This is a genomic window from Acidobacteriota bacterium (genome assembly GCA_029861955.1).
Classification (GTDB): domain Bacteria; phylum Acidobacteriota; class Polarisedimenticolia; order Polarisedimenticolales; family Polarisedimenticolaceae; genus JAOTYK01.
Genome location: JAOTYK010000037.1, coordinates 19,797 through 31,509, shown reverse-complemented (window position 1 = coordinate 31,509; position 11,713 = coordinate 19,797). Strand labels below are relative to the sequence as shown.

The window sequence follows — 11,713 nt, the reverse complement described above, 5'->3', positions numbered from 1 at the left end:
GCGGTTCTCGTTGGAGTTGATGCAGATCGCACGACCCTGATGGTCAAGGTCGGGACCGTTGTAGACCAGACACTGGGCGTCGTGGGTGTAGATGGTCTCGATGTGACAGCCGGCGAAGACCGGAACGACCGGATCCGACAGGTCAATAAAATGGAGTCCCTGGTTACAGGTCGTCGTCCCGACGGAGTAGGCAAAGCCGGTGTCCTCGTTGATGACGATGTTGTGTGAGCTGCCGAAGTCGTCGTAGTGCGCCGTATTGGAGAACGTCACCGGAGGCGTGACCACCGTACGAAGTTGGGTCAGATCGAAGATCTGCATGCCGTGGCCAGGCGCCTCACTGACGATGTAGGCATGATCCGCATAGACCTTGATATCGCGCCACGACGAATCGGCTCCGTTGGGCGGAAGGTTGCCGAGATAGATTGGATTGAGCGGGTCCGTGATATCGACGAACGACGTTCCGCTGGTGCGACCCATCAGCGCGTACTCGCGGCCCGTCATCGGGTCGGTCCAACCCCAGATGTCGTTGCCGCTGCCGCCACCGATCGATGACAACGGCATGAACGTCAGCAGGTCCACCGAGTCGCAGGGGTAGGTGCTGGCCAACCCACCCGCACAGGGTGTCGCCGGCAACCGCTCCAGGCGCTGGGGGGCGTGCTGCTGAGACAGAAACAGATCCGTCCGCTCGGCCCGCCGCTGGTCCCGTATCTGCCGATCCCGTAGAGAGTCGGCGGGCGAGTCTCCGTCTTTGGCGGCGAAGGAGAACACCGGTAACAGCAAACAAATTGCGACGGTCAGGCTGAAGATCACCGCAGACCGGTGTTGGCGCGTCAACAAGGTCATGCCCCTCTGTGTATGGACTGTCTGGTGCGCCGACCCGGACACACCCATCCACCCGCATCCTTTGTACTGTCAATCGGGGGCCATGCCAAATAGATGCTTCAATCGGGAGACGGATAACGAGCAGGCTCGACAAGAATCCCCGGAACGGCCAGAGGATACGCCCTCCCGGGCGGTTCCCCCCGCCTCCGGCGGTATAATGCCCGACCGGTTCCCCATATCTGCGGAGACGCACATGCAGCCCCGTCAAGCTCGGGTCGGTCTGACCCTGGCTATCGCCCTGATCGTTGCCGGGCTGATCGTGTCGTTCGTCTTCCTCTGGAGGATGAGTGCCGGGCGGGAGTTTCCCACCGAATCCGAGTTGATCGAACGATTCGCTGAGATCCGCCAGCCGCTGGATCAGGTCAACGCCCTGATGCTGGAAGCCAGGGATCGGCACCCGGAAGCCTTCGCGGTGTTCGAGGCCCACGAGCCCAGACGCCCGCAGGAGACCGAGGAGAAGGAGCAGATCGGCCAACGGCTCCACGCCATGGGTATCTCTGCCGCCGATACACGCTTCTCGACCGGCGACCCCTGCATCAGCTACGTCCTGACCGACCTATACGGCACCTACATGGCGTACGCGTATTGCGAGACCCCGCCTCGCCACACGACGGACGACGCCGTCCTGGAGGCGAACCGCACGATCGTCCGGGAGAAAGAGTACGGGGTGTTCCGTCCCATCGCCGATCGCTGGTATCTCACGGTTCGGCAAAAGGATCGAGGAACCGCGGGTCGTTAAGAAACCGTTCGTCGGTCAACGAGCCCAGAAACGCGATGACGTCGTCTCGTTCTGCCTCGCTCAGGGTGAATCCCGTCAGCTGCGCAGCCTTCAACGGATTCCTCGAGCCGTCTCCCGCGTTGGGCCCTTCGTCGATCCGACGTCCCCCGGCCGCGTAGTGATCCAACACTGCGGCGAGCGTCGGAATCGAACCGTCGTGCATATAGGGGGCCGTCACGGCGATGTTGCGCAGCGTCGGCGCGCGGAATCGACCCATATCAGCCGGGTTCCCGGTCCTGTCCAACAATCCGCGATCTCGTTTGGGGTAGCCCCCTCGGCCATCGACGTTGTACAGACCCGTGTTGTGAAAGACGGGTTCAACCTGCGAAGCATCCTCGCCGGTTCGCACCGGTCCGGAAAACGTCAGGCCTTCGTGACACTCGGAGCAGCGGAGCCTCGGCGAAAAAAATAGCCTCATCCCGCGTCGAGCCTTGTCGGTCAGGGACTCAGGGTTGTCGTAGAACAGGTAGTCGTCATAGGGCGACCGTCCCGAGATCAGGGTTCGCTGGAACGCCGCCAACGCCCGGGTGATCCGGTCCAGATCGACGACTGCGGGATCGGCAGTTTTCGAGAACGACTCGCGGAACAGTCGACGATAGTCGGGGTCATTCCGAATCCGCGTCAGAACCGGCTCTTCGGACCCCGTCACCCCCATCTCGACGGGATCCTCGTTGAGCAACGGAATGTGGGCCTGTTGCTCCAGGGTGACCACGGTCTCGTCCGCCCAGGTGAGGGTGGCGTTGTAGGCGACGTTGGCCAGGCTCATGGCGCTGCGTGGATGGACCTCGTCGGTAGAGCCGATGGCACCGGCGCGTCCGTCGGTGAACGCCCACTCCGGTCGATGACAACTGGCGCAAGACAACGTTCCGTTGCCGGAGAGTCGGGGGTCATGAAACAGACGCCTGCCCAGCTCGACCTTGACCGCCGACATCGGGTTGTCGGTCGGAACCGGGGGAGGCGGGAAGCCCGCAGGGAGGTTCCACTGCCAGCCTTCGGTTACGGGCTGTGGAATCACCGGCTGTGGCACACGAAACCCGTGTCCACAGGAGAGTCCCAGGGCCAACAGGATCGATGTCGGGATGAGGCGACCGCTTACCAGTTCGAGCGTTGCCCCGTACGTAGGCTGGCGTTCTGCGTCGCCATCTCGGCTCTCTCGGCGACCCATCCGCGGAAACTGTCGACACTTTCGGCGGCGAGCCCCGAACCGGCGGCGTGATGCTCGAGCCATTCGTGCATCGCTTCCATGAGTTCGTCGGCCTTGGCGCGGTCGATGTCGAAGAGCTGGAGGTACGCGGCTCTCGCTTCGTCTAGACGGTGCAATCCCAGGTAAGCCTCGCCTCGATACTCGATCGCCTCGGTGTAGCCCGGTTCGATCTCCAGCGCGTGGCCGTAGGCCACCAGAGAATTCTCGTAGTCGCCGATCTTGCGAAGGGAGTAACCGAGGCTGCTGTAGGCCTGATAGAAGTCCGGTTTCAAGGCGACAGCCTGCTCAAACTCGCGGGCGGCACTCTTGTAGGACTTCGCGATCTTCTTTTCGATCTTGGCCTTCGCCGCATCGTCGGCGTCCGCGGCCTTCTTCTGAAGCTTCCACGCGCGATCACGCATCGAGATGCCGGTGTTGTATCGCTGCTCCGCCCTTTGTTCCGGGGTCAGCTCGAGCTCTTCTTCGGCGTCGGTGGGCTCTGTTTGCTGTGGCTTTGAGGAGCCTCCGGCGGCCATGACGCCCGTGACGACGGTAAGGGCCAGAAGGACGACGAACAGAACTCTCAGGCGATCGATCTTCAACATGGTGCCTCCCAAACAGGTAAGCGAGGAGCTTACATCGGATTCGCCGCAGCGTCATGGTGAACCGCTCGGATCCGTCCCACCCCCCGGGGGTCACAGGACCCAGGGGGGTTCAGGTTATGATGGACCGATGGTCCGAATCACCTGTCTTTGCGTGTTTGTAGCCGGCTGCCTCACTCTGGGCTGCCAGGAGACGGCAGTTTCTCCTGTGGAGACCCAGGCGGAGGTCGATCTTCAGTCGATCCCCGATCGGCATGAGCGTCCCATCGTCACCGACGGCGGGAAGACCCTCCTGTGGGCCGGCGAAGACGAAGCAGGAAACGTCGAGTGGTTCGACATGACCGATGGTCTGGTCGATCCTCGCCGGTTTCAATTCGGCATCGGCAAGGATGAGATTCCGCCGGTTGACGAGCCGGTCTTCGTGGCGCACGACGATCCGTTGCTGGCCGAACGGGGCGTCGGCCATCAGACGCGGGTTCTCGGCGTCTCGTTGAACGGTGTCGCCAAGGCCTATCCGGTCAAGGTCCTGGACCGCCACGAGGTCGTCAACGACGACTTCGAGGGCGAGCCCTACGCCGTCTTCTGGTGACCGCTGGTCCAACTGGGTGCAGTTAGTACCCGAGAGATCGATGGACAGCAGGCAGCGTTCGGGACCGCCGGTTACACGTTGGACCACACCTTCGTCCTCTATGACCGTGCGACCCAGTCGGTCTGGTATCCCGGCGAGAACGACGACCTGTTGGCGGTCGGCGGCGTCCGACGTGGCTCGTCCCTTCCGTTCGTTGAGAAACCCGCTCCGATCCGTCTGGGGACCTGGCTCGTGGAGAACCCCGACTCCCTCGTGCTGTTGCCGACCGAGGATGATGCCGACTACTGGCAGCGACCCTGGAGTGGCTTCCGCTTGTCGCGGAAGGAATCGTTCCCGGTGATCGAGCGGGTATTCGAAGACTCGCCGGCTGAGCTTGCCGGTCTGCGTCCCGGCGATCGACTGCAGGCCGTCGGTGGGCAGCCGCTGGAAGACCGACGATCCCTGTACGTGGCGATGGCCGAGCTGTCGGTGGGCGATTCGATCGAGATCGAGTTCAGCCGCGACGACGAGGTCCAGACCCTCTCGTTGACGATGAAGCGCCGCCCCTAGTCCGGCTCGCCGCTCTTCTCGATCTGGTTGGGGGTCGACGCTCGTTGAGGGTCGGCCATCACGGCGCTCAGACCGGAGATCGAGGCGATCGCCGCTCCCAGCAGGCTTCCGAAGATCGGGAACGGAACGGCCACCGCCGCTCCACACAGCGCCGCCTTGACCAGGCTGGCGAGCGTCGAGTCGCCGTTCAGCCGCTTCTGAATCGCGAAGGTCGCCGCCGCCGTCACCACAAATCCCACCGGGATGATGATGGGCAGGGCCGTCCCGAAGGTGATCAGCGTCTCCGAGAAGAGAAGCCAGTCCAGCCCCAGCACCGTGATCCCGGTCCACAGGTGGAGCAGCCCGTTCATCTTCTGCAGGATGCCGGTCCGTTCGACGACCTTTCGAACCTGGTCGCTGGGGACCTCTGAAGGATGTTGATCCATGACGCCTCGTTTCTCCCATCCATGGTAACGGCAGACCGGGTACTCCTGCTATCCTTCGCGATGTGGCGGCGTAGGATGGACCATGAGCGACGAATCTCAGGGAACTTTTGATCGGTTGGCCGACGAGATCGCGAATTTTCGCGAGATCGCGACGCACCTGCGCCCATCGCCCGGCGAGGTCCCCGACGTCGAAGGGATCGATATCGCCGCCTTTTCGAAGCCGTTGTACGAGGTGATCGGCGGCGATCACCTGATCTATATCGACTTCCCCAAGCGATTCAGCCTCGAGCGACGTCTGGGGCGCGCGCGTGCGCGGGGTCGCGACGAGGTCGTTGAAAATCTGGAGCATCTGAAGCATCGAGCCGGTGTGATGTTGGCCGATGTCAGCGGTCATCGCATGACCGATGCACTGATCGCCGCCATGTTGCACCAGGCGTTCCTGGTGGGTGTCCACTACGAGCTGGATCGCTACGGCGAGATCACCACGCGGATCTTCGAACATCTCAACACGCGTTTCTATCGCACCACCGCCGTCAACAAGTACTTCACCATGCTCTACGGCGAGATCTCCGAGGGCGGTCGGTTCCGGTTCATCTCTGCCGGCCATCAACTGCCGCTGGTCTTCTCCAGGGAGTACGGGAAAATTGTCGAGATCAGCGGCGATCGGGTCGTCTCGTTTCCACCGGTCGGGCTCCTTCCGCCGAAGGACGACCTGGATGACCCGCCCGACTCGACCTTTGTGGGCAAGAACGCGTACTCGGTCAACGAGATCAGCCTGCTGGCTCCGGGGGACCTACTGCTGCTGGTGACCGACGGGTTTACCGAGCACGATGACGGGAAGTTCTTCCCGGAACGAGTCGAGAAGATCCTGGCAGAGTGCAGTAACTACACCGCCGCCGACATCTGCGAGCGGCTGGAGGAAGGACTGCTGGCCGAAGGTACCCGGGACGACGACATTAGCGCCGTGGTGATTCAGAGGACGCAGTAGTCGCGCGCTTGCGGGAACACCCGGCGCCTACCGCCGCCCCAACCGTGTTCTTGCCATTTCATGCCACTGTCCCCCCTCACTATTGAGTCGCCGTCGATTGGATTCGACGTCGAACATGGTATTCAAGATCCACCGCATCGCTGTACGACTCGAATTGTGTCGATTCCCAACTTCCCGAACCAGACCGACGCTGCCATCCGATCTGTCCTTCGGCGTCAATCCATTCGACCCAGATTGTTGTGTTTGAGCTGTGAACCTCGATGGCGCACGACCCGGATCGTTGGGTGCCTACAAGCATTTCGTACGAGTAACTTCCACCGACGTTCGTTGCGACCACGATCAGTTTGGGAAGGCCTTCGATCCCGAAATTGTGAGATTCGTAGGCAATGGTCTGCTGTCCCTGGTGATACGCGATCGACGGTCGGACAGCGACGTCCCCGGGTTCCGAGACCACGGTCGGCGTGCTCCACGCTTGCCCTGTGGGGTCGCCAGAAGCGTGAAACACTCGCTCGGTCGTCCCGTCTTCCCAGAACACCACGTGCAGATCTCCGGTCGCAGGGTCTATCGCCAGTTGAGGATCCCGCTGATCGAAAGAGCCGCCGGCGACGATCACGGGCGTACTCCAGGAACCGTTGTCAAAAACCGACACGACAACATCGAAGTCCGACCCGTTATTTGACGCCCATGCGACGGCAGTTCTTCCCGTGTTCCGGCTATGGACGACTGCGGGTCGGCCATCCCCGTTGGCGTCGCCATTCTGGTTGAGGTGGACGAGGTAGGGCGAATCGATCGTTCGGGTCCAGGTTCCGACAGGGTCGGTGCCTTCGATGATCGTCGACACGATTGGATAGTTTGGCCCTCCTGTGGACTGAACAATCGCGACATCAGCGCTTGCAGTGCTCAAACTGAAAACAAGAACGACAAGACCGAGTAGCCTCTCCAAGACCTTGTGAACGTTCATCGGGACTCACCTCCGATTTCGCGCCGGAACGCCTGAACGACGTCCATGCTCTGGTCGGCTCTGTTTAGCAGCGTTTTCAAGCTACGCTCGAAGCCGCGAATGCTCTTATCATCATCTCTGTCTTGGGCAATCTTGCGTAGGTAATAGCAATTCCGAAACACGATCGTTACGAACTCTCGCGGTCGGGCGATCGCGTTCGATCTCATCGCGTAAGATTCAGCGGGCTCATGGTCCCCACTCTTCATGTAGATGACACACAAGAGACTGAGAGCGAGTGCCTGTAATCGTTGATACCCGTGTCTTTCGCAGTCCTGAAGGATTCGATTCAGTATTTTGGCCGGCTCGCGCGTCTTTCCCATATCGACGTATGCTTGCGCGAGATTCAATGTTGCGACGTAGCTATTGTGGAAGTCGTTGGTCTCTTCAAACATTCGACAGGCGTCACGATACTCCACTGCTGCGCTTCTCGGATCGCCCAGCTTGTGGGCAACCCCTGCGCTGAGGTTCGCAAAATGCGCGCGAAGCGAAAGCGGAACGCGATCCAGCCGTTCGCGTAGCGTTTCTAGACCCATTTTCGCGATGGTGAATCGCTCAAGTTCGTATGAGCAAAGGACGAAACAACGAAGAACTTTGAACCGAAGAACCTCATCGGCGGAGTCGTCCAGTTCCCCAAGCATCTGCTCCGCCTCGATCTTGGCGGTCTCGTATCGTTCCAATCGAGACAGGAACACCAATCTGTGAAACCGGAGGCTATGGATAATGCCCGGATCGGTACTCTTACTAGATGAGTTTCGAATCCGTTCCAGTGCCGTCGTTGCAAGGACCAGCCCCCGGAGCATTTCACCGGAGTCGTGAAGATCGGCCAGCGCTTTCTTGAGAACGCTCGGGGCAAGCATCTCCTCGACTTCGCTATGCATTCCCCGATGCAGATCGATCTCGAACCTCTCTGCGAGAGTCGAAATCGGAATCCCGTAAATCTGACTGAGCGCGTACATCCGCGCAAAGCTAGGCGCCGCGCGCCCATTCTCTATTCGAGACAGATGCGACTTCGTCACCGGCTCCGGGTAGCCGTGGGTCATTTCTTCGACGGAGTCCAACGACAGGTTGCGGGAGGTCCGCACATTGCGGAGGTATTTCCCGAACGTTCGTCCGTCAAATCCCTGCTCTGGCACGCCCATATGTCTCCCCCCTGCATCTGGCGCGTGATTCGATCCGTACTTCGTTCGTCCGTTCATAGGAATAGACCGCGAAACGGGAGACGAGACGAAAAAAATCTCAAATCGGGTTGTGGAACGGAAACCCCCCTCAAAAACAACGGAAACCGGAGGGTCTTGAATCGCTAGAACGGCTTGGGACCCGCCGACACGAAGTACATCTGTTGTCGGAGGACGACGACCACGACCCACAACAGGATGTAGACGACCCACCGCATCCGCTAGGACGGGCCGGCGATGAACCCGGCCTGACGAACCGTGAAGAACACGAAGGCCGCGGTCAGCGCGGAGAGCACGATAACAAGGACGGTCTCTTGCTTCTTGCCGGTCAACGCGACGAGTCTACTCGCTCGTGGCGCTCGTACTTGCAATCCGCCGTCGGAACTTCCGGATGACAGGGATCCGATTCAGCCAGCGTGAGGCGTCCGCGCGATCGGCGTCGGACGGATGGGTGGGCCCTGCGAACCCCTCGGGGATCTGGCTGAAGGGTGTCGGGGGGTCGGTGTCGTGATCGAGGTAGTGATACTCGAAGCCGGGGACGAATAGATCCTCATCGGCCTCGACGTCCAGCAATCGTACGCCATAGCTCGAGAGCTCTCGACTCATCGTCTGCGGAGGCACGATCCAGACATGGCGAGGTCCGGCGATGAACAGGTACTGAATCATCCGGTTGGTCGAGAGGATCCGATAGCGAGCCAGCGCGCCACCGTAGAGCCGACTGTTCAGATGGCTGATCGAGAAGATCCCGTCCTTCAAGTCGGGCTCGTACCCGTCGGCAAACTTCAGCGAGGAGGGGTCCCGCGGACGTGTGAATCGGGCGACCCGTCGCCCCCCGTTGATCCGTCCGTAGCGCTCGGTCGCCCGTCGACGCGGGGTCGAAAAATCCGCGTAAGGTTCGACCCGGTCATCCGGAGCGTTCTTCAGGATCAGGTACAACGACTCTTCGTCCTGGGAGACCTTGCCGGCGTCTCGATTGAGGCGTTCAAGGGCGTCCTGCATCTCGTACGGCAGGTCCGTCGTCGCCTCGAGACTGTGGACCGTCTCGTGATCGCCACGACGGATCACCCGGACGTCTCCCTTGCCGATCCAGAATTCCCTATCGCTTGCGATCATGTGCGACGCGACGCGCCAGACCAACGAGACGTCCTTGTAGAGGATTCGCGGGTAGAGGGCGCGGGACTTTCCCGATCCGTGCAGCAGGTAGGCGACAAAGAATCGGATGGCCGGATTCTGTCGGGCCGCGGTCAGGTAAACGGTCGTACCGAACAACGAAAGGCGATGACGCGGAAGGTAGCCTCCGTCCAGCAGGCTGTCGGGGTCTTGGCGCGCCTCGCCCGCAGAGCGCAGGGGGACGCCCGCCTCGAGCAGGCGTAGGAACTCCGTACGGATTGCACGGGGCAAACGTGGATCCAGGCGCGCATCGGGCTCCGGGGCTATCCCGTTCATTCCGGGTTCCTCGCCGTGAGAAGCCAGGCGCTGTAACCGAGCCGGACGCCGTCTGCGTCATGCAACTCGGTAAACAGGTCCCGCAGCCTCCGCTCGATGCGGTCCCGAGTCGACGATGAAGCATCTTTCAACGCGCGGGCCGCTGGACCGATCTCCATGGCAAAGTTCACGAACCCGTCCCGCTGAGACGTCCCTCCGATCTGCAGTCGTCCTTTAAGGGGCACCAGCTCGACGTCGACGAATCTAGCCGCCTCTGCCATTTGGCGTGCCCGTTCGCCTTCCCCGAATCGAAAGGGTCCGGGTTGATCGGAAATCTCGGGTGGCGATAGTTCAACGATCTCGGCGACGGCCTCGAATGGCGTGGTGATCCAGGGGTTGGCCTCCCGGGGTCCCCAGCAGACGAAGCGAATTCGTCCGCCGGGTTTCAGGCCTTCGCGCAGATTGACAAGTGCGGCGCACGTGTCCTGGAAGAACATCCAACCGAATCGCGAGACACAGAAATCGAAGGACTGCGTCGCGAACCGGTGAGTCTCGGCGTCGTCGTCGACAAGGCTCAGCGTCGCTCCCGTCGATGCGGCTCGATCCCTGGCGACGGCCAGCAGCGGTCTCGAGAGATCGATCCCGGTGACCTGACCCGTCGGCCCGACGAGGCCCTCGAGCTCAAGCGACATCCCGCAGGCGCCACACCCCACGTCGAGAATCTGATCGCCGGACTGGATCCCGGCGTCATCGATGATCCGACGCGAGAAGGGGGACAGTTGACGATCCAGCGCGTCCGCGTGTCGGGCCCAGCGTGGCCCCGCGTCGTCGTTCCAGTCGCGTGAGTTGTCGAGAAGATCTTGAGTCATTTATTTGCCCGAATGACGGGACTTTATAGCAGACAAAGCGGGTTGGTTGCGAAGTAGCGCGGTCGCGGCACCTTGATATAATTGATGGGTCGATGGGCGGTAGCCGAAAGACACCTTCCAACCTACAAGAACAAGAAGAGGGGATACCGATGAAGAAGATTGGACTGCTTGCGATGATTCTCGGTCTCGTGATTTCCGGCGCGGCGATTGCCGGCGACGCCGAGGTCGTGACGATCGAAGGCAAGGTGATGTGTGCGAAATGTGCCCTTCACGAAGAGGGTCGCGAGAAATGCCAGAACGTCCTCGCCGTCGAGAGTGACGACGCCGATACCGTCTACTACTACCTGGCAGCGAACGAGACCAACGCCGAGTTCGGCGAGGTCTGCATGGCGACGCCGTCCGTTCGTGTGACGGGAACTGTCGAAGAGAAGGATGGCAAGAACTGGTTGGTCGCCACCGTGATCGAGCCCGTCGAAGCGTCCTGAGCTTCGACTCAGATTGTTTGAACAAGGGGCGGCGATCCGACGGATCGCCGCCCCGACTTGTTTCAGGTTGCCGGCGTCGCGGTCAGGTTGAAGCGAATCAGCACTTCGTCCTTGATCAGGTTGTCCTTCGCACCGGGATAGACGATGCCGAAATCAAACCGCTTGATCGAGAATTCGGCCGTCGCGGTCACCGTGCCATGACCGAGAACGATCGTCGCCGGAAACGTGATGCTCTTCTCGACGCCATGTAGATTCAGGTTGCCGGTAACGTCAAATCCACCGTCCTCGGCGGCAACGATGGACGTGGATTGAAAGACGGCCGTCGGGTAGGTCTCGACTTCAAAGAAATCGGGGCTCTTTAGATGTCCCGTCAGCTTTTCGTTGTCGGTCCAGATCGAGGTCGCATCGATGTTCAACTCGATGGATGACTGGGTCGGGTCGTCTGCGATCAGTTTGATCGATCCATCGAACGAGTCGAAACCGCCATCGTGGATCCCGGTCACCTTGGCCCCCACGAACTCGATGGTCGAGGTTTCGTCGATGACGTAGGTGAATCCGGTTGGCGCTTCACCGCGATTCGAATCCGACACCGACACCGCGTCGCCGACCTCCGCGTCGGGGGCGTTCGAGGCCGGGTTCGAACAACCGACCCCACTCAGAACCAGCATTGTCAGACCGAAGCACCACAGACCGTAGGCAGGTATCGTTTTCTTCATGGAGTGTCTCCTGAACCCATTACGGGGGATTGAAAAGTTCACCGATT

12 protein-coding genes and 1 pseudogene are annotated in these 11,713 nt (G+C 60.9%); 4 read left to right on the top strand and 9 right to left on the bottom strand.

The window, feature by feature from the left end; translation table 11 throughout:
• On the bottom strand, positions 1–843 hold an 843-nt coding region (locus OES25_14925), incomplete at its 3' end, for a choice-of-anchor B family protein (protein ID MDH3628937.1).
• Between the two features lie 232 nt (positions 844–1,075).
• Between OES25_14925 and OES25_14920 the strand changes: the two genes are divergently transcribed.
• A complete protein-coding gene (locus tag OES25_14920; GenBank protein ID MDH3628936.1) occupies positions 1,076–1,621 on the top strand; it encodes a hypothetical protein in 546 nt (181 codons plus the stop codon).
• On the opposite strand, the gene OES25_14915 is transcribed toward OES25_14920, so the two are convergent.
• Together OES25_14915 and OES25_14910 are read right to left on the bottom strand one after the other, a co-directional pair.
• Positions 1,581–2,825, bottom strand: a complete 1,245-nt coding sequence (locus OES25_14915; protein ID MDH3628935.1) for a di-heme enzyme — start codon at positions 2,823–2,825, stop codon at positions 1,581–1,583. The two genes, OES25_14920 and OES25_14915, sit on opposite strands and share 41 nt — an antisense overlap.
• Positions 2,753–3,448, bottom strand: coding sequence for a hypothetical protein (locus tag OES25_14910; GenBank protein MDH3628934.1), 696 nt, complete (start codon positions 3,446–3,448; stop codon positions 2,753–2,755). The genes OES25_14915 and OES25_14910 overlap by 73 nt, the downstream gene beginning before the upstream one ends.
• A gap of 334 nt (positions 3,449–3,782) precedes the next feature.
• Here OES25_14910 and OES25_14905 point away from each other — a divergent pair.
• A pseudogene (locus OES25_14905) lies at positions 3,783–4,583 on the top strand (DUF3179 domain-containing protein).
• On the opposite strand, the gene OES25_14900 reads toward OES25_14905, so the two are convergent.
• Positions 4,580–5,008, bottom strand: coding sequence for a hypothetical protein (locus OES25_14900; protein MDH3628933.1), 429 nt, complete (start codon positions 5,006–5,008; stop codon positions 4,580–4,582). The pseudogene OES25_14905 and the gene OES25_14900 overlap by 4 nt on opposite strands.
• 82 nt (positions 5,009–5,090) lie before the next feature.
• On the opposite strand from OES25_14900, the gene OES25_14895 reads away from it, so the two are divergent.
• The gene (locus OES25_14895) at positions 5,091–5,996 is read left to right on the top strand and encodes a serine/threonine-protein phosphatase (protein ID MDH3628932.1); all 906 of its coding nucleotides are present in this window, start codon (positions 5,091–5,093) and stop codon (positions 5,994–5,996) included.
• A gap of 79 nt (positions 5,997–6,075) precedes the next feature.
• Here the strand turns inward: OES25_14895 and OES25_14890 are convergent, their stop codons facing one another.
• The 4 genes from OES25_14890 to OES25_14875 form a co-directional block, all read right to left on the bottom strand.
• Complete coding sequence (locus OES25_14890; protein MDH3628931.1) at positions 6,076–6,837, bottom strand: hypothetical protein; 762 nt, start codon at positions 6,835–6,837, stop codon at positions 6,076–6,078.
• Positions 6,838–6,953: 116 nt separating this feature from the next.
• On the bottom strand, positions 6,954–8,363 hold the full coding sequence (locus OES25_14885) for a helix-turn-helix domain-containing protein (GenBank protein ID MDH3628930.1): 1,410 nt from the start codon (positions 8,361–8,363) through the stop codon (positions 6,954–6,956).
• A 150-nt stretch (positions 8,364–8,513) separates the two neighbouring features.
• On the bottom strand, positions 8,514–9,617 hold the full coding sequence (locus OES25_14880) for a hypothetical protein (GenBank protein MDH3628929.1): 1,104 nt from the start codon (positions 9,615–9,617) through the stop codon (positions 8,514–8,516).
• Complete coding sequence (locus OES25_14875; protein MDH3628928.1) at positions 9,614–10,465, bottom strand: class I SAM-dependent methyltransferase; 852 nt, start codon at positions 10,463–10,465, stop codon at positions 9,614–9,616. Before OES25_14875 ends, OES25_14880 begins: the two co-directional genes overlap by 4 nt.
• Positions 10,466–10,614: 149 nt before the next feature.
• Here OES25_14875 and OES25_14870 point away from each other — a divergent pair, with 149 nt between their 5' ends.
• Positions 10,615–10,950 carry a DUF6370 family protein gene (locus tag OES25_14870; protein MDH3628927.1) on the top strand — a complete coding sequence of 112 codons (336 nt, stop codon included), beginning with the start codon at positions 10,615–10,617 and terminating at the stop codon, positions 10,948–10,950.
• Positions 10,951–11,012: 62 nt separating this feature from the next.
• Here the strand turns inward: OES25_14870 and OES25_14865 are convergent, their stop codons facing one another.
• Entirely contained in the window at positions 11,013–11,666 is a 654-nt protein-coding gene (locus OES25_14865) for a YceI family protein (protein ID MDH3628926.1), read from the bottom strand.
• Positions 11,667–11,713 lie beyond the last annotated feature (47 nt).

What these genes read in the sequence shown, in the direction of transcription:
- OES25_14865 (MDH3628926.1), bottom strand. Translation starts at nt 11,666, where the DNA reads ATGAAGAAAACGATACCTGCCTACGGTCTGTGGTGCTTCGGTCTGACA.
- OES25_14880 (MDH3628929.1), bottom strand. Translation starts at nt 9,617, where the DNA reads ATGAACGGGATAGCCCCGGAGCCCGATGCGCGCCTGGATCCACGTTTG.
- OES25_14920 (MDH3628936.1), top strand. Translation starts at nt 1,076, where the DNA reads ATGCAGCCCCGTCAAGCTCGGGTCGGTCTGACCCTGGCTATCGCCCTG.
- OES25_14875 (MDH3628928.1), bottom strand. Translation starts at nt 10,465, where the DNA reads ATGACTCAAGATCTTCTCGACAACTCACGCGACTGGAACGACGACGCG.
- OES25_14870 (MDH3628927.1), top strand. Translation starts at nt 10,615, where the DNA reads ATGAAGAAGATTGGACTGCTTGCGATGATTCTCGGTCTCGTGATTTCC.
- OES25_14900 (MDH3628933.1), bottom strand. Translation starts at nt 5,008, where the DNA reads ATGGATCAACATCCTTCAGAGGTCCCCAGCGACCAGGTTCGAAAGGTC.
- OES25_14895 (MDH3628932.1), top strand. Translation starts at nt 5,091, where the DNA reads ATGAGCGACGAATCTCAGGGAACTTTTGATCGGTTGGCCGACGAGATC.
- OES25_14910 (MDH3628934.1), bottom strand. Translation starts at nt 3,448, where the DNA reads ATGTTGAAGATCGATCGCCTGAGAGTTCTGTTCGTCGTCCTTCTGGCC.
- OES25_14915 (MDH3628935.1), bottom strand. Translation starts at nt 2,825, where the DNA reads ATGGGTCGCCGAGAGAGCCGAGATGGCGACGCAGAACGCCAGCCTACG.